20 protein-coding genes are annotated in these 20741 nt (G+C 65.2%); 10 read left to right on the forward strand and 10 right to left on the reverse strand.

What is annotated here, in order from left to right; all coding sequences use genetic code 11:
* Window positions 1-86 precede the first annotated feature (86 nt).
* On the reverse strand, window positions 87-1943 hold the full coding sequence (locus MUO32_RS14510) for an ABC transporter ATP-binding protein (protein WP_257949025.1): 1857 nt from the start codon (window positions 1941-1943) through the stop codon (window positions 87-89).
* A gap of 348 nt (window positions 1944-2291) precedes the next feature.
* Between MUO32_RS14510 and MUO32_RS14515 the strand changes: the two genes are divergently transcribed.
* Complete coding sequence (locus MUO32_RS14515; protein ID WP_257949026.1) at window positions 2292-2753, forward strand: tRNA (cytidine(34)-2'-O)-methyltransferase; 462 nt, start codon at window positions 2292-2294, stop codon at window positions 2751-2753.
* A gap of 1 nt (window position 2754) precedes the next feature.
* On the opposite strand, the gene MUO32_RS14520 is transcribed toward MUO32_RS14515, so the two are convergent.
* Both MUO32_RS14520 and MUO32_RS14525 read right to left on the reverse strand, forming a co-directional pair.
* Entirely contained in the window at window positions 2755-3963 is a 1209-nt protein-coding gene (locus MUO32_RS14520; protein WP_257949027.1) for an MFS transporter, read from the reverse strand.
* A complete protein-coding gene (locus tag MUO32_RS14525) occupies window positions 3960-4532 on the reverse strand; it encodes an NADPH-dependent FMN reductase (protein ID WP_257949028.1) in 573 nt (190 codons plus the stop codon). Before MUO32_RS14525 ends, MUO32_RS14520 begins: the two co-directional genes overlap by 4 nt.
* A gap of 97 nt (window positions 4533-4629) precedes the next feature.
* Here MUO32_RS14525 and soxR point away from each other — a divergent pair, with 97 nt between their 5' ends.
* Window positions 4630-5073: a redox-sensitive transcriptional activator SoxR gene (soxR, locus tag MUO32_RS14530; protein ID WP_374708652.1), complete on the forward strand. Its 444-nt coding sequence runs from the start codon at window positions 4630-4632 to the stop codon at window positions 5071-5073.
* On the opposite strand, the gene MUO32_RS14535 is transcribed toward soxR, so the two are convergent.
* Window positions 5070-6353 carry a hemolysin family protein gene (locus tag MUO32_RS14535; protein WP_257949029.1) on the reverse strand — a complete coding sequence of 428 codons (1284 nt, stop codon included), beginning with the start codon at window positions 6351-6353 and terminating at the stop codon, window positions 5070-5072. The genes soxR and MUO32_RS14535 overlap by 4 nt on opposite strands.
* A 112-nt stretch (window positions 6354-6465) precedes the next feature.
* The gene (locus MUO32_RS14540; RefSeq protein ID WP_257949031.1) at window positions 6466-7335 is read right to left on the reverse strand and encodes a LysR substrate-binding domain-containing protein; all 870 of its coding nucleotides are present in this window, start codon (window positions 7333-7335) and stop codon (window positions 6466-6468) included.
* A gap of 91 nt (window positions 7336-7426) precedes the next feature.
* Between MUO32_RS14540 and MUO32_RS14545 the strand changes: the two genes are divergently transcribed.
* Entirely contained in the window at window positions 7427-7819 is a 393-nt protein-coding gene (locus MUO32_RS14545; protein WP_257949032.1) for a tautomerase family protein, read from the forward strand.
* 5 nt (window positions 7820-7824) lie between these two features.
* Here the strand turns inward: MUO32_RS14545 and MUO32_RS14550 are convergent, their stop codons facing one another.
* Together MUO32_RS14550 and MUO32_RS14555 are read right to left on the reverse strand one after the other, a co-directional pair.
* The gene (locus MUO32_RS14550; RefSeq protein ID WP_257949033.1) at window positions 7825-9000 is read right to left on the reverse strand and encodes an MFS transporter; all 1176 of its coding nucleotides are present in this window, start codon (window positions 8998-9000) and stop codon (window positions 7825-7827) included.
* Between the two features lie 67 nt (window positions 9001-9067).
* Complete coding sequence (locus MUO32_RS14555; RefSeq protein WP_257949034.1) at window positions 9068-9325, reverse strand: hypothetical protein; 258 nt, start codon at window positions 9323-9325, stop codon at window positions 9068-9070.
* A 185-nt stretch (window positions 9326-9510) separates the two neighbouring features.
* Here MUO32_RS14555 and hemF point away from each other — a divergent pair, with 185 nt between their 5' ends.
* The 3 genes from hemF (at window position 9511) to MUO32_RS14570 (ending at window position 11107) form a co-directional block, all read left to right on the forward strand.
* Complete coding sequence (gene hemF / locus MUO32_RS14560) at window positions 9511-10422, forward strand: oxygen-dependent coproporphyrinogen oxidase (RefSeq protein ID WP_257949035.1); 912 nt, start codon at window positions 9511-9513, stop codon at window positions 10420-10422.
* A 78-nt stretch (window positions 10423-10500) separates the two neighbouring features.
* A complete protein-coding gene (locus MUO32_RS14565; protein ID WP_257949036.1) occupies window positions 10501-10752 on the forward strand; it encodes a hypothetical protein in 252 nt (83 codons plus the stop codon).
* Window positions 10753-10915: 163 nt separating this feature from the next.
* On the forward strand, window positions 10916-11107 hold the full coding sequence (locus MUO32_RS14570) for a DUF1059 domain-containing protein (protein ID WP_257949037.1): 192 nt from the start codon (window positions 10916-10918) through the stop codon (window positions 11105-11107).
* 12 nt (window positions 11108-11119) lie between these two features.
* Here MUO32_RS14570 and MUO32_RS14575 read toward each other — a convergent pair whose 3' ends face one another.
* From MUO32_RS14575 to MUO32_RS14585, 3 genes are read right to left on the reverse strand one after another with little or no spacing between them, the layout of a single operon-like run.
* Window positions 11120-12379, reverse strand: a complete 1260-nt coding sequence (locus MUO32_RS14575) for a CCA tRNA nucleotidyltransferase (RefSeq protein WP_257949039.1) — start codon at window positions 12377-12379, stop codon at window positions 11120-11122.
* Window positions 12376-13008 (reverse strand): CoA pyrophosphatase, encoded by a 633-nt coding sequence (locus tag MUO32_RS14580; RefSeq protein ID WP_257949041.1) that lies wholly within the window; start codon window positions 13006-13008, stop codon window positions 12376-12378. The genes MUO32_RS14575 and MUO32_RS14580 overlap by 4 nt, the downstream gene beginning before the upstream one ends.
* Complete coding sequence (locus tag MUO32_RS14585) at window positions 13005-13622, reverse strand: DUF1285 domain-containing protein (protein ID WP_257949042.1); 618 nt, start codon at window positions 13620-13622, stop codon at window positions 13005-13007. The genes MUO32_RS14580 and MUO32_RS14585 overlap by 4 nt, the downstream gene beginning before the upstream one ends.
* 197 nt (window positions 13623-13819) lie before the next feature.
* On the opposite strand from MUO32_RS14585, the gene MUO32_RS14590 reads away from it, so the two are divergent.
* From MUO32_RS14590 to MUO32_RS14605, 4 genes are read left to right on the forward strand one after another with little or no spacing between them, the layout of a single operon-like run.
* Window positions 13820-14833: a MoxR family ATPase gene (locus tag MUO32_RS14590; protein ID WP_257949043.1), complete on the forward strand. Its 1014-nt coding sequence runs from the start codon at window positions 13820-13822 to the stop codon at window positions 14831-14833.
* 14 nt (window positions 14834-14847) lie between these two features.
* Window positions 14848-15768, forward strand: coding sequence for a DUF58 domain-containing protein (locus MUO32_RS14595; RefSeq protein WP_257949044.1), 921 nt, complete (start codon window positions 14848-14850; stop codon window positions 15766-15768).
* Window positions 15765-18572, forward strand: coding sequence for a DUF4159 domain-containing protein (locus MUO32_RS14600; RefSeq protein ID WP_257949045.1), 2808 nt, complete (start codon window positions 15765-15767; stop codon window positions 18570-18572). The genes MUO32_RS14595 and MUO32_RS14600 overlap by 4 nt, the downstream gene beginning before the upstream one ends.
* 1 nt (window position 18573) lies before the next feature.
* Window positions 18574-20646, forward strand: a complete 2073-nt coding sequence (locus tag MUO32_RS14605; RefSeq protein WP_257949046.1) for a hypothetical protein — start codon at window positions 18574-18576, stop codon at window positions 20644-20646.
* Window positions 20647-20741 lie beyond the last annotated feature (95 nt).

A 20741-nucleotide genomic window follows, 5' to 3' on the forward strand; every position in this document is an offset into this window, starting at 1 on the left:
CCGATATAGGCCGTTTCGGCTGCGGGGCAAATTAAAGATCGGAAAGAAACGGGCCGGTCCCTGATCCGGAACCGGCCCCTCATTTTTTACTCGGCCGCCGCTTCCGCTTCGGTCGCGTCATCGGCGATGAAGCCGCCGGACTGGCGGGTCCATAGGTCGGCGTAGATGCCGCCCCTGGCGACGAGCTCGGCATGCGTGCCGGTCTCGTGCAGCCGGCCCTTGTCGAGCACGACGATGCGGTCCATCTCCGTCAGCGTCGACAGGCGGTGGGCGATCGCGATCACCGTCTTGCCCTGCATGAGGGCGAAGAGGTTTTCCTGGATCGCCGCCTCGACTTCCGAATCGAGCGCCGACGTCGCCTCGTCCAGCACCAGGATCGGCGCGTCCTTCAGGAAGACGCGGGCGATCGCGATACGCTGGCGCTGGCCGCCCGACAGCTTCACGCCACGCTCGCCGACCTGGGCATCGAGGCCGGTGCGGCCCTGCTGGTCGGTGAGGCTTTCGATGAAGTCCCAGGCATTCGCGCGCCTTGCCGCCTCGATGATCTCCGCATCCGTCGCCTCCGGCTTGCCGTAGGCGATGTTGTCGCGGATCGAGCGGTGCAAGAGCGAGGTGTCCTGCGTCACCACGCCGATCTGCGAGCGCAGGCTGTCCTGCGTCACCGTCGAGACATCCTTGCCGTCGATGGTGATCTTGCCGGACTCCAGATCGTAGAACCGGAGCAGCACGTTCATCAAGGTCGTCTTGCCCGCACCCGAGCGGCCGACGAGACCGACCTTCTCGCCCGCACCGATGGTCAGCGACAGATCCTCGATCACGCCCTTGTTCTTGCCGTAGTGGAAGCGGACATGATCGAAGCCGATGGCGCCCTTGGCGGCCGGCAGTGCCGGAGCCTCCGGCCCGTCCTGGATGTCGTGCGGCTTGGTCATCATGCCCATGCCGTCATAGACCGTGCCGATGTTCTCGAACAGCGCGGTCACTTCCCACATCACCCATTGCGACATGCCGTTGATGCGCATGACGAGGCCCATGGCCACCGCGACCGCGCCGACCGACACGTCACCGTTCATCCAGAAATAGATGCCGATCGCCGCCGTGAAGAACATCGCGATGACGTTGTTGATGTCGATCGCAATGTTGAACAGCGTGATCTTGCGCATCTGCTTGTGCACGGTCTGGAGAAACTCGTCCATGCCGTCGCGGGCATAGGTTTCTTCCCGCCCGGCATGCGAGAACAGTTTTACCGTCGCGATGTTGGTGTAGCTGTCGACGATCCGGCCCGTCATCATCGAGCGCGCATCCGCCTGCTCGCGCGAAATCCGCATGAGCTTCGGCACGAAGTAGCGCAGGATGCAGACATAGACGACGAACCACACGAGCAGCGGCACGACGAGACGCAGGTCCGCCGCGGCGATGATCGCGATCATCGAGATGAAATAGCTCACCACATAGATGAAGACGTCGATGATCTTCATCACGGTTTCGCGCACGGCGAGCGCCGTCTGCATGACCTTCGTCGAGACGCGGCCGGCGAACTCGTTGGAGAAGAAGGTCATGCTCTGGCGGATGAGGTAACGATGCATCTGCCAGCGGGCGATCATCGGGAAATTACCCGCAAGCGCCTGGTGCATCGTCATGGTGTGCAGCGCGCCAAAACCCGGAATGAGGACGAGCAGCAGCACGGCCATCCAGATCAGCGTACCGCCCTCGCGGGCCAGGAACGTGTGGGGATCACCGGCCGAAAGCCAGTCGACGATATTGCCGAGAAACTGGAACAGCAGCACCTCTGCAATGCCGAGCGCCATGGAGCAGAAACCGAGCACGAACAGCCAGGGCGCGGCGGGCTTCGTATAGTGCCACAGGAAGGCGAACAGGCCCTTCGGCGGAAGCGAGGGGGCCTCGGGGGGATAGGGATTCAAGCGTCTTTCGAACCAGCCGAGCATGGCTATCTCCGTAATAAAAAGACGGAACCGATGCGGACGACGCAAAGAGGGCGCAGTCAGGAACGAGGTTCCGGTAAGGTGTACCGTGGGGCGACAAAAGCGTCACGCGGCGAATCGAAATGGGTCTGCGAAGGGAATTGGGCGGCGAGGTGCCTACGCGAGGATTGGCGTGATGCCAGCCGGGAGGCGTAGCCGATGTGTGATATCCATCATGATCCTCCCTGTTCTCGCGTTGAAGATGCGCTTTGGTTAGCCTGAAACGACGCAATTTACCAGTCGCTTCGTCGCAGATTCGCATCTGAGGCCAATTCTGTTGCCTTCCAGCCACATCCCGGCTACCTGCAAAACATGTCCGCGCTCCACATCGCCCTCTACCAACCCGACATTGCCGGCAATACCGGCACGATCCTGCGTTTTGCCGCCTGCCTCGGCCTTGCCGTCGATATCGTCGAGCCGGCCGGCTTTGACCTCTCCGACCGCAATCTCAAGCGGGCCGGCATGGACTATCTCGCTGCGGTGACGCTGACGCGACATGTCAGCTGGGACCGATTCGAAGAATGGCGGCAGGCGAGCGGTCGCCGACTCATCCTTGCCTCGACCAAGGCTGCCGGGCTCTATACCGACTTCAACTACCGCCCGGACGACATCCTGCTTTTCGGCCGCGAAAGCGCTGGCGTACCGGACCGCGTTCATGACATCGCCGACGGTCGCGTGCTCATTCCCATGATCGAGGGCCAGCGCTCCATCAATGTCGCGCTGTCCGCCGCGATGATCTGCGGCGAGGCGCTGCGCCAGACCGGGTTTGCCTGACCTACCCATCGCCCCACCGGAACAGGCGGGCGGCGAAGGCCGCGATGCCGAGGAACAGAACGACTGTGCCGACGATGGCATAGGCTGCGCCATACCCGAACGACGTGATCAGCGGCTGCGAAACGATCGGCGACAGGAACTGCCCCGCAAAGATGCTGGAAACCAGCAATCCCGAAATCCGGCCGCGCGCGGCGGACGGCGCGAGCAGCATGGCGCTGGCGGCAAAGTTCGGCATGATCGTGCCCATGCAGATGCCCGAAACGGCCATCGCGGCCAGCACGCTCCCATAGCTTTCCGCGCCCGACAGCAGCAGGAAAGAAAGTCCCGCCGACGTGAAGCCGAGGCCGAACACGCCCATGAGGCCAATCCGCCGACGGAGCGGCGCGAAGGCGAGCGAACTCAGCACGCCGACAAGCTGGCCGGCGCCAATGGCCGTACCGGCAAGGCTCGGTGCGGCAAAACCCAGATGCTCAAGATAGAACGGCAGCTGTGTCGGGATCATGTAGAAGGCGATCATGTTGATGGCCGCGGCGAAGAACAGCGTGCCGAGCAGCGCGACCTTGCGCCCGCCAAGCCTGCCCTCTCCCGCCACGGGCGCAGCCTGGCGAAGCCGGCGAGGCTCGGGCAGGAAGACCATGACGGCCGGCACCAGCAGAATCGCCACCGTGTAGATGAAGAACGGCCCGCGCCAGTGGACCTCGGCCAGGAAACCGCCGCCCGTCAGGAAGAGCGTGCCGCCGATGCCGACAAAAGCCTGCTGCAGGCCCATGTAGCGATCCCTCGCCGCCCCCTGGAAGAAGTCGCCGACCAGCGCCGTCGTCGCCGTCATGATGCCGCCGACGGCAAGACCCAGCACCGCGCGCCCGACGAGCAGGCCCGGCAGCGTATCCAGAAAGAGGCCGGACGCACCGGCGACGGTGAACAGGCCAAGCGATGCGACGAGCAGCGGCTTGCGGCCGAAGCGATCGACGAGAAAGCCCGCCGCCGGCGAAAACAGCGCGATGAAGACGGCAGGCAATGTCAGCACCAGCCGGCTGAGCAGCGCGACATTCTCCACGTCGGCAAACCGCGCGGCGATCCCCGGCAGCGAAGCGGAGATGGTGGCGCCCGACATGATCGTGAGCGTGCTGACAAAGAGCAGCGTCGCGTTGCGCCAGCGCTCCTGCGGCGAGCGCGCGATTTCCGCTGTCGCATATTGTTCCGGTTTCATGCCGCCGCCTCGTCGTAACGGGTCGCGATGCGCGCCGTCTTCAGTGCGTTCGCCCACCAAGTCAGACGCCTCATCAGCACAGTCAGCTGGCCGTTCAGCTGACCGGGGCGGAAGGGATTGCCGGCGGGATCGAACTGCGTCCAGGCATGGGCGAGACTCACCGTTTCGCGAATGGCCACGGCATGCAGTTCGGCAAAGACCAGCCGCAACTGCTCGACCGCACGAAGCCCGCCGGAAACGCCGCCATAGGAGATGAAGGCGATGGGCTTGGCATGCCAGGGCCGGAAGCAACTGTCGATGATCGCCTTCAGCGCGGCCGGATAGGCGTGGTTGTATTCCGGTGTCACGATGAGGAAGGCATCCGCCTGAAGAATTTGGCTTTCGACCCGTTCCGCGGACGCCTCGTCGAGGCCACCGGGCGTGAAAACCAGCTCGGCCGGGTCGATGCGGATGATATCGTATTGATGAAAGCCGGCCAGTTCCGGCTCCAGCCATCCCGCGATCGTATCGGCAAAGCGTCCCTCACGGCCGCTGCCATAGATGAGGGCGATGGTCAGTCTTTCTGTCATGCGTCGGAGCTCCGTTTGAAATCAGGGAGCTCGTGGTATAAAACCTCAAGCAAAGTTGAGGTCAACAGCCATGATGGAAAAATGTCCAAACAGCAAAATGCCGCGCGAACTCAGCGTCGGCGAGGTTGCCGAACGCAGCGGGGTGGCCGTTTCCACCTTGCATTTTTATGAGACGAAGGGACTGATCCGCAGCCAGCGCAACCGCGGCAACCAGCGACGCTATCCACGCAGCATCCTGCGCCGTGTCGCCGTCATCAAGGTGGCGCAGCGCACCGGCATTCCGTTGTCTGAGATTGCGGATGCGCTGTCCGTGCTGCCGCATGACCGGCCGCTGACGGCCGAGGACTGGCGCATGCTTTCGAAAACCTGGCGCCGTCAGCTGGACGACCGCATCGCGCGCCTCACCAAGCTGCGCAACCAGATCGATGGCTGCATCGGCTGTGGCTGTCTCTCGATGCAGGAATGCCCTTTGCGCAACCCGCTGGATACGCTTGCCATGGAAGGTCCGGGCCCGAGATTGCTCGAGCCCGATCCGGCCTAAGGGTCCAGGCGCGTTGCCAGCAGCTTGTCGACGCGGCGGCCGTCCATATCGACGACTTCGAAGCGCCAGCCCTGGGTTTCGGTGATCTCGCCGGTCTTCGGCAGCCTTTGCAGCGTTTCGATGACCAGGCCGGCGGCGGTCTGGTAGCCGCGGCGGCCGGGTAGCGACAGGCCGAGGCGGTCGGCCATCTCGTCGATCGGCATGGAGCCGGAAATCAGCCACGAACCGTCCTCGCGCTGAACCGCGTGTTCGTCGTCGCCTTCCTCGATATCGGCGCGGAACACGCCAGCAATCGCCTCCAGCACGTCGGCGGGCGTGATGACGCCTTCGAAGTGGCCGTATTCGTCATGGATGAGCAGGATAGGCACTTCGGAACTGCGCAGCGATTCCAGAACGCGCATGGCATCCATCGTATCGGGCACGATCGGTGCGGGACGGATGAAGGCGCGAATGTCGAGCGACTGGCCCGTGAGCAGGGCGGAGAGCAGCTCGCGCTTCTGCACGATGCCGACAATGGTTTCGGGTCCGCCATCGGCGACCGGCAGGCGCGAGTGCTGGCTGTCGACAAGCTGCTGGTGGATTTCCTCGACCGTGTCTCCGAGATCGATCCAGTCGACGTCGTTGCGCGGGGTCATGAGGCCGCGCGCCTCGCGGTCGGAAAAGCGCATGACGCCGGCGATCATCAGCTTCTCGCCGCCCTCGATGACGCCAGCGGCTTCCGCTTCGGCGACGATGGTCCTGATTTCCTCGTCGGTGACGATGCTTTCGGCAACCTCGTGCTGGCCGAGCAGCCGGAAGATCAGGCGCGTCGAGGCATCGAGGATCCACACCGCCGGCGCACCGACCCTGGAAAGCAGGGACATGGTGGGTGCCACGAGTGTGGCGAACCGCTCCGGGTTCTTCAACGCGATCTGCTTGGGCACCAGTTCGCCGACGACGACGGAAAGGAAGGTGATGAGAAAGATGACGATACCGTAGCCGAGCGGATCGGCCAGCCAGTCGGGAACACCCTCGGCGAAGAGAATGTCACGCAGGCGTCCACCGAGTGCCGCGCCGGAAAACGCACCGGCGAGAATACCGATAAGCGTGATGCCGATCTGGACGGTGGAAAGAAATTTCCCGGGATTCTCCGCCAGTTTCAGCGCCGACGCGGCACCGCGCGAGCCCTGCGCCGCCATGGTCTTAAGGCGTGGCTTGCGCGCGGAAACGATGGAAAGTTCGGAAAGAGCAAAGACCCCGTTGAGGAGGATCAGGAAGACGGCAATCGCGAGTTCGAACAAGGACTGTGAGCCGTGCTTCAGAACCGCAACGGCGCCTTTCTATTGATGACGATGGCCGCAAGATAAGGGCGCGGCGGGCTGACGTCAATCGAACTTGCAGATCACGCTCGCGTCAGGCGGGCATGACGAGCATTTCCGTGAGAATATCGCGCAGCCGCGCGACGGGTGCGGCCGGCACGGCCTCGGCGGTATGCAGCATCAGATCGACGCTGCCGAGCGCTGGCAAGCCGGCCCGTTCCGGGTCGAGGGGAACAAGATGCGCCGGCATGCCGGCAGTGGTGCGGATGGTTACGCCGAGCCCTGCCGTCACCGCCGCCCACAGGCCTGCAAGTCCGGGACTGGCGAAGACCTGCCGCCATTCCCGGCCCGCCGTGGCCAGCGCATCGACGGCAGCGGCGCGGAAGGAACAGGGTGGGTCGAAGGCGATCAGCCGCACCGGCTCATCGGCCGGCACCGCATAGTCGGGCGCGGCGATCCAGACGATCGGATGCGTGGCGATGTGCCGGCAATGATCGCTGCGCTGGCCACCCCATGTAACGGCCATGTCGAGATCGCCGCGCTGCACCGCCGCAACGAGCTTGGCACCGCGATCCACCCGCGCCTCGACGCGCAATTTCGGATGAGCCCGTGAAAACTGCCCGAGCACTGGCGGCAGCGACGTCTCGGCAAAATCCTGCGGAATGCCGATGCGCAGCCATCCGTCCAGCGAGCGGCTGGAGCCGAGCATCATCATCGCCTCGTCGTTCAGATCGAGAATGCGCACCGCATAATCATAGAGTGCCTCGCCGGCATCGGTAAGCGCCAGGCCCCTGCCCTGTTTGGTGAACAGCGTCTGGCCGCTGAGATCGGAAAGCTTCTTGAGTTGCAGGCTGACCGCCGGCGGCGTGCGTCCCAAGGCTTGCGCCGCCTTGGCGAAACTACCGAGCCGCACCCCCGTGACGAAGGTGCGCAGGACATCCATGTCGAAATTGCGCGAAATCATTCAGTTTTCCAAAACAATAAGCTTAACACTTCTCAATTTTAAAAACGATCTTCGCGCAATAGGCTTGCCCCGTCAACGACAGGAGATGACCATGCCCTTCCTTCACATTCGCCTCGCCGGCCGCGACCTCACGGACAGCGAACGCCTGCATCTCCAGGACGAGGCGACACGCCTTGCCGTCACCATCCTCGGCAAGCGCGCCGACGTGACCGCCGTGCTGGTCGAGGGATCGCCGATTGCCAACTGGACCGTCGGTGTACGCCCGCAGAAGATGGCCGGTCACTTCGAGATCCTGATCAGCGAGGGCACGAACACCGCGGGCGAAAAAGACCGCTTCATCGCCGCCGCCTATGGCCTGCTGCAGGAAGTGCTGGGCGCGCCTCTCAATGCCGCGACCTATGTCGTGATCCGTGAGATCCCGATGGAAAACTGGGGTTATGGCGGGCGCACACAGGAAAGCCGGCGGATCGCCGTCGCGGCGTAGGCAGGTCAAACGGCGCGTGACGGATCCCGGAAACGCGCGAGCAGCACGAGGCATGCAAGCGTGCCGAGCGAGCACGCAACAGCCAGTGCCAGCGCGCTCGCATTGCCGTAGTCGCTCAGTACGCGGCTGAAGATGGGCGGGGCTGCGGCAAAGGCGAGGTTGAGCGGAAGGCCGAGACGGGAGAGAACGCTGGCATAGACCTCCCGCTCGAAAAACACCAACGGCAGGGTGGCACGCCCGACCGACATCGCCCCGCTCGACAGTCCATATAGCAGGATGAAGGCAACGACGCTCCATTCGGCGCCGTGTCCGAGGCCGAGCATCAGCAGCGCGACCGGCATCAGCATGCCTGCGGCCAGGCTGGTGACGAAACCATCCCACCGGTTGCCGCCGAGAAAATCGATGAGCCGCGCCGACATCTGCGCGATGCCGATTGCCGAGGCCATGCCGACCGCAATGCCCTCCGCGACATCGTAGCTGCGCATGATGTCGATGACGACGAGCTGGAAACCCCAGGTCACGAAGCCGTTCAGCGCGATGGCGAGCGTCATCAAAACAATGATCGTTCGCACCCTGCCTCGGTCACCCGCCCTGTTGGCGTGTGTCTTGCTGTCCGTCGCGGCCGGTGCCGTATCCGGTTTCAGCCCGAAGCGCAGTAGCGGCAGCACGACCACGAGCATGACAAGGGCAAAGACGAGATAAGTGTGCCGCCAGCCGAGCCAGCCGGAGAGGAACGAGGTCAGCGGCCAGGAAATGGTCGGCGCCAGCGCCATTGCCAGCATCTGCGCGCCGATGGCCTGCTTGGCTCGCGCCCCCGCCTTTACGGCGAGATAGACATGGGCGGAATTCGTCAGGGCTCCGGCCCCGGCCATGCCAAGGATCGTCCAGCCGGCATAATAGCCGAAGGGGCCATCGCACCAGGCGAGCAGCAGAAAACCGGGCACGGTGACGACCGTTCCGGCCGACATCACGAAACGTGCGCCATGTGATCGATAAAGCGGCGCCATCAGCGGGGACATGACCGCCATCGCCACCAGCATGACGGACGGGCCGAGATAGACGAGCGCGGGCGTCAATCCCAGCGTTTCTCCAACCGGGGCGCCCAGCACGGAAATGGCCATGAACATCGCGCCCCAGCTGATGATCTGGGTAAGGGAGAGGACGACGACATCGGCAAACATGGAAACCCGGCAGGATCGAAAACGTTGCCGCTGTCCTATCGCCATCGACCTATCGGGGAAAGCGCTATCAGTCGGCGCTCGGCAGCCGGCGCATGGTGAACTCTATGCGGTCGCCTTCCAGCATCCGCCAGCTCTCCACCTCGGTCCAGTAGGCGGCTTTCGGCCAGAGATCGAACCATTCGCGCGCCTTGTCCCGCGCTGCATGTCGCTCCATGCAGAAGGTCTCGCGCACGAAATGTCCCTCGCCGGCAGGCTTTTCGCGCCGGCGGCGCTCGATGTGGCGCCGGAGCCCCTCGAGGGGCGGGGGTCCTGGAACACGCGCCATGCAGATTTCCTCCTGGCAGCACATTCAACACCCCAAACATAGGCTGGCGCCGCCCGTTTTGCCAGTCCCGCCATCCCCAGCGCAAACGTCCCTTTTTGTTGCCAAACGGGCCAAAGTTAAAGAGTGTGACCAAAATGCGATTCGGCGGCAGGGCCGCCAATGGGAAACACCCGGCGAGACACACCATGGAACGACCAGACCTGCCGAAAGGCCTGCCCGAGGACATCGAAGACAAGAAGGATGCTGCGCGCGCGTGGTTCCAGCACCTGCGCGATGCGATCTGCTCCAGCTTCGAGGCACTCGAGGACGAGCTGGCCGGCCCGCTTTCCGACCTGCCGCCCGGCCGCTTCGTCGCCAAGGACTGGCAGCGCGACGGTGGTGAAGGCGGCGGCGGCCGCATGTCCATGATGGAAGGCCGCGTCTTCGAAAAGGTCGGCGTCCACACCTCCACGGTTTATGGCGAGTTCTCGCCGGAATTCCGCAGCCAGATCCCCGGTGCCAGCGAAGACCCGCGCTTCTGGGCCTCCGGCATCTCGCTGATCGCCCATCCGGTGAACCCCAACGTGCCCGCCGTACACATGAACACACGCATGGTCGTCACCACCAGCCGCTGGTTCGGCGGCGGCGCGGACCTGACGCCGGTGCTCGACCGTCGTCGCACGATGGACGATCCGGATACCCAGCTCTTTCACAAGGCGATGGAGATCACCTGCAACCGTCATCCGGTCGCCGATCACGGGAAATTCAAGGACTGGTGCGACGACTACTTCTTCCTGAAGCACCGCAACGAGCCGCGCGGCACGGGCGGCATCTTCTATGACTGGCTGCATTCGCCGGAAGAGCTTGGCGGCTGGGAGGCGGACTTCGCCTTCACGCAGGATGTCGGCCGCGCCTTCGCCATGGTCTATCCGCGCATCGTGCGCACGAACTTCAACACAGGCTGGACGGAAGAGGACCGCGACGAACAGCTCGTGCGCCGCGGCCGCTATGTCGAGTTCAACCTGCTCTACGATCGCGGCACGATTTTCGGGCTGAAGACCGGCGGCAATGTCGATTCCATTCTTTCGTCACTTCCGCCGGTGGTGCGCTGGCCCTGACAATCCCGCTCTTGTGATGACGGTTTTACCTCCTTTGTGGTACAATGCTTCTTGCATGAGTCCATGGAGGAGGCAGTCATGATCCCAGCATCACAGGATGCGACGATCGCGGACCTCAATCCGCAATCGCCTGATTTTCTCGACCGTTTTGCCGAAACCATGCGCGCTGAAAGCGGCATGGACCTTCCGCATGCCTATTTTCTCGTAGAAGCCCGGCGGCGGCTTGCGGGCGGCATTGTCCATCATCTCGCAGACCATCACACGAAGCCGGACCAGTTCCAGTCGTCCGCCTGCTTCGATGCCTGGGCGAAGGATGAAGACGCCGCCTGACGGCCTGTCTGTCGGTGTCGGAATATTGCGCGCCGGGAGGGAACCCCGGAGCCTGCTTTCCGTTTCCAACGACGGCTCGGCAGGGCCGCCGACCGGGGTCGCGGTTTGGCCGATGCGGCCATATCTGCTACACTGGTCCCGCTGAAACGACAGGAGACAGGTCATGAGACTTTTTGAATGCGGTTCACTCGTGCCCGGATGCGAATGGCATACGCGGGCCAATGACGATGCCGAAGTCGTGCGCCGCGCGGTCGAGCACATGCGCACCGCCCACGGCGAAACGACGATCCGGGAAAGCATGGTCGATCACATCAAGGAACGCATCATCGATGAGAAGGCGGCCGACGCCGCCTGACCGCCGTGACGATCAGCCCTCTTTCGCGAGGGCCTCCAGCCGGGCAAGCAGCTTTGCCCGGCCGTCATGGAAATTCCCCGCCACCCACGCATCCTCGATCGTGCCCAGCAGCGCGCCGACCTTCGGTCCGGCCGATATGCCGGTCGCCAGTACATCCGCGCCATTGAGCGGGAAGGACGGCTTCTGCCACTTCTGCGCCCGCGCCAGCAGCCGCTGGCAGAGGCCGGCGAAGGCCAGCGCCTCAGGATCGCCAAGTCCGCGTGCCCTTGCGGAGGCAAGGGCCAGCTTCAAACGCATTGCCAGACCTTGCGGGCCATTGCGATAAAGCAGCCGGTCGAAGGCGGTTTCGGCCAGCTTCTGCCCGATCTCCGGGGCGGAGGCCCAATAATCGAGCGTCGCTGCTTCTGTCTTGGATAGACGCAGCCGTTCGGCAAGTGCCTTCAACCGTTCGCGATCCGCCGGCACCATCGCCGCAAGGCGCAACAGCGCATCTGGCTTCCAGCCAAAGGCCTTCTCCGCCTCGACCAGACCGGGGATCGCGTCGATGCCCCACTTTTCCGTCTCCGGCAGGATTTCGGTGAGCACGCCCGCCTGACGCATCCAGAGCAGCGCGCGGCCCGGATCGGGCGCGGCAAGCAGCTTCTTCGTCTCCGACCAGACCCGTTCGGCCGAGAGTTTTCCAAGGCTCTCCTTTGCCCGAGCGCAGGCCTTCAGCCCTTCCGCGTCCGGCCGGCCGCTGCCGTAGAGCGCGAAGAAACGGAAGAAGCGCAGGATGCGCAGGTGATCCTCCGCAATGCGCATCGCCGCATCGCCGATGAAGCGCACCGTTCGGCTTTCGATATCCGCCAGGCCGTTGACGAGATCGACAACCGTGCCGTCGATGGTCGCATAGAGCGCGTTGATCGTCAGATCGCGCCGCTCGGCATCCGCCTGCCAGTCCGTGCCAAAGGCAACCTCGGCGTGACGGCCATTCGTCGCAACGTCGCGGCGCAACGTCGTCACCTCGAAAGGCTTTCCGTCGACGACGAGCGTTACCGTGCCGTGCTCGATACCCGTCGGCACCGGCTTGATGCCGGCGGCCTTCGCCCGCTCGACCACCACTTCGGGCTTGAGCGTGGTCGCGATATCCACATCGGCGACCGGCAGGCCCATCAGGCTGTTGCGCACGGCCCCGCCCGCGACCCGCCCCTCGCCGCCGTCGCTGTTGAGCAGCGCCAGCACGCGCACGAGCGCCGGATCGGCAAACCATGCCTCGCCCGAAACAGACGTCATGCATAAAGCCTTTCATAGATCACCCGCACGATGCCGGCGGTGATGCCCCAAATGTTATGCCCCTCGTAGGGCATGCGATAATAATGCCGCTCGCCGCCGAGCCAGATGCCGCTGCCCTGTTCGTGGTTGCGCGGATCCATGAGGAAGGAGAGCGGTACGTCGAAAACCTTTTCGACTTCGGCCGGATTGGGGATCAGCTCGAAACCGGGCTGCACGACGGCCAGGACCGGCGTGATGGAAAAGCCCGACAGTGCCTTGTAGTGGGGCAGGCGGCCGACCGGTTGAACAAAACGGCGGTCGAGGCTGATCTCCTCCTCCGCCTCGCGCATGGCCGCCGCCTCGACGTCTTCGTCCTCCTCATCCACGGCCCCGCCCGGAAAGGCGACCTGGCCGGAATGTTTGCGCATCGTCGCCGTGCGCTGCGTGAAGATCACGCGGGCTTCGTCGCCATCGTCCACGACGGGGATCAGCACGGCCGCATCGCGCAGTTTCATATCCTCGATATGCGGAATGACGCCCGGATTGAGCAGGCTGTCGCCATGGTCGCGCCAGCTCTCCTCGCCGAGCGTCAACATCTGCTCGATTGCCCTGCGGCGAAATTCCGCGGCACTGTAGGGAGGAAAGCTCATCGCGACAGCGCATCCAGCTCAGCCGCCGGCATGACCGGGAAGACCACGCCGCCGGAGCGTACTGCAAACATCTCCACGCCGTCGATTTCAACGGTTTCGCCCAGCTCGACGAGATCGTACATGACCGCCCGCGAGACCAGCGCCTCCAGCCGGCCACGCACGAGAAGATACGGCTTCAACTCGTTGTTTTCGCCAGCGATGACGAAACGCAACGGATGCTCCGGCCCTATCTCGACGACATCTCCGACATTGGTGCGGAAGGTGAGTTTCCGGCTCTCGCCCTCTTCGCTCGAATTCATCTCGACCGCCAGGAACGGCGCATCGACGATCCGGATGCCGACCTTCTCCACCGGCGTCACCAGATAGGTCCTGCCGTCCTCGTCCTTGCGCAGCACCGTGGAAAAAAGCCGCACCAGCGGCGCGCGGCCGATCGGCGTTCCCAGATAGAACCACGTACCGTCGGCGCGGATTTCCATGTCGATGTCGCCGCAGAACGGCGGGTTCCAGCGCTCGACCGGCGGCAAGCCGCGCCCGCCGGTTTCCGCGGATGCCCGTGCGATCAGCGCGGCCAGACCCGCCGCGTCGCTGCTGCCCTGAATTTCACCCGCTGCCATTGTTCCGTCCCGGTTCAACCCTATCTCCGCGTGAGACCCCTATTTCTAGAGGAAGGAGTGGATACATCCTTTTTCACGAGATAGTCATTTCGTGGCCGCTTGTCAGCCACAAGTGAGCTAATAAGCTTTCTATGTAGGAAGCGAACGCGGCAAGGCCACGATTCGCCAAGAGTTTATAACCGGTAGTGGAGATTCCCATGGGCGTTCAGAATTCCCCCGAGGCTGGCCTGGACGAAAAAGCGGTCGTCGCCGCGGCCGAGCGGGCGCTCTCCGACATCGCCCTCATCCGCCAGGAAGTCGCCAAGGTCATCTTCGGCCAGGAAAGCGTGGTCGAGCAGACCATGCTCGCCGTGCTCTCGGGCGGCCATGCGCTGCTGGTCGGCGTGCCCGGCCTTGCCAAGACCAAGCTCGTCGCGACCCTCGGTACCGTGCTCGGCCTAGCCTCCAGCCGTATCCAGTTCACCCCGGACCTGATGCCGTCGGACATTTTGGGCTCCGAGGTGATGGACCAGGATGAGAACGGCAAACGCTCCTTCCGCTTCGTGCCCGGCCCGATCTTCACGCAGCTTCTGATGGCAGACGAGATCAACCGCGCCTCGCCGCGCACCCAGTCCGCCCTGCTCCAGGCCATGCAGGAATATCACGTGACCGTCGCCGGCCAGCCGAACGACCTGCCGAAACCCTTCCACGTGCTCGCCACCCAGAATCCGCTGGAGCAGGAGGGCACCTACCCCCTGCCCGAGGCCCAGCTCGACCGCTTCCTGCTGCAGGTCGACGTGCATTATCCGGAACTCGCCGCCGAACGGCAGATCCTGCTGGAGACCACCGGCGTGCGCGAGGCGCATGCGGAAGCCGCCGTCTCCGCGACCCGCCTCATCGAGATCCAGACCCTCATCCGCCAGATGCCGGTCAGCGAAAAGGTGCTCGACGCGATCCTGTCGCTCGTGCGTTCCGCCCGCCCCGGCAACGGCGTCGCCTCCACCGACAAGCATGTCGCCTGGGGTCCCGGCCCGCGCGCCGGTCAGGCGATGATGCTCTGCGCCCGCGCCCGCGCGCTCTATGAAGGCCGCCTCGCGCCCTCCGTCGATGATGTGCTGGCGCTTGCCGAACCGATCCTCCAACATCGCATGGCACTGACGTTTGGCGCCCGCGCCGAGGGCATGTCCGTTCGTGACGTCATTGCGGGGCTCGTCCGGCAGGCGGGCGGCTGAGCGGAGAGATACGCATGGCGTCCGTCGGCCAGATCGTCGAGCCAACACCGACCCGCGAGGTGCTTTCACGGGCGCAGGCGCGTGCCGCCCTCATTCCCGATTGCATGGTGGAGGCCCAGCGCCTTGCCAACACCGTCATTGCCGGCTGGCACGGCCGCCGCAAGCGCGGCATCGGCGAGAATTTCTGGCAGTTCCGTCCCTATGTCGATGGCGAAAGCCTGTCCCGCATCGACTGGCGGCGCTCGGCCCGCGATGATCACACCTATGTGCGCGACCGCGAATGGGAAGCTGCCCATACCGTCTGGATCTGGGCCGACCTTTCGCCGTCGATGATGTACAAATCCACGCTCGGCAGCGTGTCGAAGGAAAGCCGCGCGCTGGTTCTCATGCTGGCGCTCGCCGAGATCCTTGCCCGCTCCGGCGAGCGCATCGGCTGCCCGGGCATCATGGAGCCCATCGCCGCACGCAACGCCGCCGAACGCCTCGCCACCGCCCTCATGCACAACGGCACGACGGGCGGCCTGCCGGAGACCGACATGATCCGCGGCAGCAGCGATATCGTGCTGATCGGCGATTTCCTCGACCCCGTCGAAGATGTCATGAACCGCCTCGGCCCGCTTGCCCGCCGTGGCCTGCGCGGCCATGTCGTCGAGATATCGGACCCTGCGGAAGAGACCTTCCCCTATGCCGGCCGCACCGAATTCACCGATCCCGAGAGCGGCCAGAAGCTGACGGCCGGCCGGGCCGAGACGCTGAAGGACGATTATGCCCGCGCCTATATCGCGCGCCGCGAAACGCTTGCCGACAATCTTCGCCATCTCGGCTGGAGCTTCGTGCCCCACCGCACCGACAGGCTCGCCTCCGAGGCATTGGTCGCCGTGCATATGTATCTCTCCGGCATGCCGGCCATGAAGACGGAGGGCCGCGGCCGATGAGCGCCTTTGCCTTCGCCTTCCCCGCCGTGCTGACGACGCTGGTGCTGCTGCCGGTCATCTGGTGGCTGTTGCGCCTCACGCCACCGAAGCCGCTCGTCGAGGTCTTCCCGCCCTTCGCGATCCTCGCCTCGATCATGAAGCGCGAGGAGACGCCTGCGCAAAGCCCGTGGTGGCTGACGCTGCTGCGCATGCTGATGGCCGCCGCCGTCATCTTCGCCATCGCGGACCCGGTCTTCAACCCGCGCACCAACACGCTGGCTTCCAGCGGCCCGCTCGCCCTTGTCATCGACAACAGCTGGGCATCGGCCACCGACTGGCAACGCCGCGTCGAGACCGCCACCGCGCTGATCGACGATGCCGAAAGCCGCGACCTGCCGATCTCGCTGGTACTGACCGCCGACCGCCAGCATGACGCCGTACCCGTCGATGCCATCACCGCGCGCAACCGCCTCGCCGCCGCCGAACCGCGCCCGCTGCCCGCCGACCGCGCCTCGGCCATAGCATCGCTGCGCACCGCGCTCGACGGTGCGGCACCGGGCACCATCGCCTTCATCAGCGACGGCATCGCGAGCGGTGAAGCGGACGAAACGGTTACGGCGCTCAAGGCACTCACGCCCGCCGAATTCCGCCTGATCGAGGGCGATGGCGCTTCCGCCGTCGCGATCACGGCCGCGACGAACGGCGCCGATGCTCTTTCCGTCACCCTCACACGCCTCGATGGCCGCGCGCCGCGCAGTCTGCCGCTGACGGCGCATGATTCCCGGGGAAGGCCCATCGCAACCGGCATCGCCGAATTCGCCGCCGGCGCGACGACCACGACCGGCACGATCACCGCACCCTTCGAGCTGCGCAACGATTTCGCCCGCCTCGCTATCGACGGCCTCGCCAATGCCGGCGGCACCTACCTGCTCGACGACGGCTTTCGCCGCCGCCGCGTTGCGTTCCTGTCCGGCGAAGTCGTGGATGCAAGCCAGCCGCTGCTTTCGCCGCTGCACTACATCAACCGCGCGCTGGCACCCTATGCCGACCTGATCGAGCCCAGCGTCGCCGATCTCTCGGTCGCCGTACCGGAGCTCATCGAGCAAAACCCCTCCGTGCTGATCATGGCCGATATCGGCCGCCTGCCGGAGGACGTGCAGGGCGAGGTGAAACGCTGGGTGGAGAGAGGCGGCATGCTGATCCGCTTCGCCGGCCCGCGCCTGGCCGCCGCCCCGGCAGACGATCCGCTCGTGCCGGTGCTGCTGCGCAAGGGCGAACGCGCGCTTGGCGGCGCCCTCTCCTGGTCGGAACCGCAGCCGCTTGCCGCCTATCCGGCCAACAGCCCGTTCTTCGGCATGCGCGCGCCGGACAATATCCTCATCAAGCGCCAGGTGCTGGCCGAACCGACGCCGGATCTGGCCGAGCGCACCTGGGCCGGCCTTGCCGACGGCACGCCGCTGGTGACGACCGGGCCGCTCGGCTCGGGCCGCATCGTGCTGTTCCACATCAGCGCGGAAACCGGCTGGTCGAACCTGCCGCTGTCAGGCGATTTCGTCGAAATGCTCCGCCGCACCGTGCAGCTGTCGCGCGGCGGCGGCGTTTCGTCGAAGGGTGGCGAAGTGCAGGGGCTGCCGCCTTACCGCCTTATGACCGCCAACGGCACGCTGGCCGCCGCCACCGGCGAGGCCAAACCGCTCGCCGCCACCGACGGCACCAAGGCGATCGCCACCTACGACAATCCGCCCGGCCTCTATGGAACGGAGGACGGCTATGTCGCGCACAACCTCTTGCCCCCGGGCCATGAAATCCGGCCGCTGGCCATCGCCGAGGGCACGACCATCCTGCGTGAGCCGCTCGCCGGCAAGGAGACCTGGTCGCTGAAACCGCATCTCTTCACCCTCGCGGCGCTGCTGCTGATTGCCGACTGCGCCATCGTGCTCTTCATGGGCGGCGCCTTCGCCGCGGCGGCGCGCCGCACGCCGGGCCGCGGCGCGACCGCCGCCATGCTGCTGGCGCTGATGGCCGGCGCGCTGGTGGCACTGCCGGGCGAAAGCCGGGCCGATGACGCCAAACCGGGCGACGAGACGATCCTGTCGCGGCTCGATACCACCCATATCGCCTATGTCGTGACCGGCGAAGGCGAGGTCGACCGGATTTCCGAGCGTGGCCTTGCGGGCCTCACCGAATTCCTCACCTACCGCACGACGCTGGAGCCCGGCGAACCGGTCGGCATCGATATTGCCAAGGACGAACTGGCGCTCTACCCGATCATCTACTGGCCGGTCAGTGCCTCGGCCGAGATGCCGTCCAGCGCAGCCATCAGCCGCATCGACGCCTATATGCGCAACGGCGGCACGGTGCTGTTCGACACCCGCGACCAGTTCGTCTCGCTCGACGGCAATTCGACGAGCCCGAACACCGAGCGCCTGCAGGCGATCCTCGCCAATCTCGACATACCGCCGCTGGAACCCGTCCCGGCCGATCACGTGCTGACCAAGGCCTTCTACCTGCTCGCCAATTTCCCCGGCCGCTATGCCGGAAGCCCGCTCTGGGTGGAGGCCGAGCTCGACCGCAAGGAAGACCCGTCCCGCCCGGCGCGCGCGGGCGATGGTGTGTCGCCGATCATGATCACCGGCAACGACTTTGCCGGCGCATGGGCGGTGGATGCCAATGGCATGGCGCTCCTGCCGACCGTACCCCCGGACGAGGTGCAGCGCGAACACGCCTTCCGCTCCGGTGTCAACATCATGATGTACATGCTCACCGGCAACTACAAGGCGGATCAGGTCCACGTGCCCGCCCTCCTCGAACGGCTGGGACAGTGACATGACCGTACAGTTTTCCCCCTTCCTGCCCTGGATCGTCATTGCCGCGCTCGGCCTTGCCGGCGTGCTCCTCGCCGCCCTCGGCCTCTGGCGGGGCCTGCGCGGTGCCCTCGTGCGCGCCGTAGCCCTTGCCCTTCTGGTGCTGGCGCTCGCCAACCCCGTGCTGATGCAGGAGGATCGCGAGGCGCTGTCGACCGTCGTGCCCGTTATCGTCGACCGCAGCCAGAGCCAGGACAACGCCTCGCGGACCGCCGAGACGGATGCGGCACTCGCCGGCCTGAAGGAACGTTTCGCCCGCTATCCACGCATCGAGCCGCGGATCGTCGAGGCCGGCGACGACGGCACCTCCGACACACCCTCCACCCGTCTGTTCGACGCCCTGAACTCGGCAATCGCCGACGTGCCGCGCTCACGCGTCGGCGGCGCGATCTTCATCACCGACGGTCAGGTTCATGACATTCCCGACGCAAGCGCCTTCTCCGGCTTCGACGCGCCGGTCCATGCCCTCGTCACCGGTCGGCCGGATGAATTCGACCGCCGTATCGAGGTCGTCAGCGCGCCGCGCTTCGGCATTGTCGGCGAGCGGCAGGAGCTGAAGTTCCGCGTGGTGGACGATGGCGCCGGACCCGATGGCACGGCCCGCGTGACGGTAAGGCTCAACGGCAACGAGATCGCCTCGGAAATCGCCGAACCCGGCACCGAACAGCCACTCGGTTTCACCGTGCCGCGCGGCGGCAACAACATCCTCGAATTCGAGGTGGAGCCTGTCGAGGGCGAGATCACGACGGCGAACAACCGCGCCGTCCATGTCATCGAGGGTATCCGGGAGAACCTGCGCGTGCTGCTCGTCTCCGGCGAGCCGCATGCCGGCGAACGCGCCTGGCGCAACCTCCTCAAGTCCGACACCGCCATCGACCTCGTCCACTTCACCATTCTGCGTCCGCCGGAAAAGCAGGACGGCACGCCGATCAACGAACTGTCGCTGATCGCCTTCCCGACCCGCGAGCTCTTCGTCGACAAGATCAACGAGTTCGACCTCATCATCTTCGATCGCTACCAGCACCGCGGCGTGCTGCCGATCCTCTACTACGACAACATCGCGCAATATGTGGAAAATGGTGGCGCCCTGCTGATCGCCGCCGGGCCGGAGCATGCCGGCAACGATTCGATTGCGGGAACGCCGCTCTCCGTCGTGCTACCGGCCAATCCGACCGGCGAGATGAATGTCGCGCCCTTCTATCCGCGCCTTTCCGACCAGGGCAAAAAACACCCCGTGACACGCGGCCTCGAAGGTGCCGATTCCGAGCCGCCGCATTGGGGTCGCTGGTTCCGCACCGTCGATGTGCAGCGCCCCAGCGGCAATGTCGTGATGGAAGCCAATGACGGCAAGCCGCTGCTGGTACTGAACCGCGCCGGCAAGGGCCGCGTCGCCATGCTGCTGTCCGACCAGGGCTGGCTCTGGGCGCGCGGCTTCGAAGGCGGCGGCCCGCATGTCTCGCTCTACCGGCGCACGGCCCATTGGCTGATGCAGGAACCGGCGCTGGAAGAGGAGGCGTTGACGGCGCGCACCTTCGGCCGCACGCTGCAGATCAACCGCCAGACGATCGGCGACGCGCCCGGCGAGGCGACGCTGAAACTGCCGTCCGGCAAGACCGAGCAGGTGACGCTTGCGGAGGCCGAGCCCGGCCTCTACCGCGCCGAGGTGCCGACGACAGAAACGGGTCTTTACGAGATTACCAATGACGATCTCAGCGCCCTCGTCCATGTCGGCGCCGTGGATGCACCAGAGTTCAAGGCGACGATCTCGACGACCGAAACCCTCAGGCCGCTCGCCGACGCCACCAGGGGCACGGTGCGCCGGCTCGTCGACGCGAACGGCGACGCGGTCTCGCTGCCCCCGCTCCTGCCCGTCGCCGGCCAGGTGCGCACGGTGGACGAGAACCGGTTGTCGCTGCGCATGACGGACGAGACCGTGCTCAAGGGCATTAACTCGATGCCGCTCTTTGCCGGTTTTGCCGGTGTCGGCCTGCTGTTGCTGGCCTTCTCGGCCACCTGGTATCGCGAAGGCCGATAGTAGCAGGGAAGGCGCTCGCGCCTTCCCTCTTCGCCTGAAAATTCCCATACGAGAACCATCAAATCCGGCCGCCTCGCGCGTGCCGGGGCGGGACG

Origin of the sequence: Shinella sp. CPCC 101442 (assembly GCF_024704725.1) — a bacterium.
Classification (GTDB): Bacteria; Pseudomonadota; Alphaproteobacteria; order Rhizobiales; family Rhizobiaceae; genus Shinella.